1 protein-coding gene is annotated in these 757 nt (G+C 67.8%); it reads left to right on the top strand.

The window, feature by feature from the left end:
- Positions 1-757: hypothetical protein (locus AC1DWF_RS33940; protein WP_476842882.1), on the top strand; the 757-nt coding region annotated here is incomplete at both ends.

Raw genomic sequence — 757 nt, forward strand, 5'->3', positions numbered from 1 at the left:
CTGGAGGCCGGCGGCGCCCTGACCGTGACCGCCAACGGCTCCATCCTGCTGACCGCCGGCGACCTGAACCTCTCCGGCAGCAGCTTTGTCTTCAACGGCCCGGTCACGGTGCCGCTCGCGAACAGCATCAACCTGACCGGTACCACGACCGGCACGACGGTCAGCCAGAGCGCGGCAGGCGGCCTGACCGCCGGCAACCTGACCCAGACCAACCCCGCCAATTTCGGAAGTGTCGACCTTGGCGTGGCCGACAATCTGATCGCCGCCATCGACACGCTCGACGCCGCGAGCGGCAGCGTCTCCGTCCGCAACGCGCGCTCACTCACCGTCAACACCAGCATCAATGCCAACACGAATGCCCAGATCGACGTGATCGGCGGCAACCTCACGATCAACGGCAACGTGTTCGGTCAGTCCGGGCTCGCGGTCTTCCGCGCCACCGGCAACTTCATCCAGGGCGCCGGCAGCACGATCCGGGCGACCGGCCTGACCATCAGTTCCGGGATGAACACCGCTCTCACGGCCATCGACCCCGCCTCGACGGCCGGGACGACCATCTCCGGGATCATCCAGGCCGGCCCCGCGATCAGCTACCTCAACCCCACCGGCTCGATCACGATGAACGCGGGCAGCGGCGGCATCGTGCAGACCGGCGGCGGGGTGACCTCGCTGGAAGCCAATACGCTGAGCCTCAACACTACCGGCAGCATCTCGCTGCCCGGCGGCACCAGCCCCAACCGCATCGACGCGATCACGA

The sequence above is a fragment of the Aminobacter sp. P4_D5 genome (assembly GCF_056401815.1).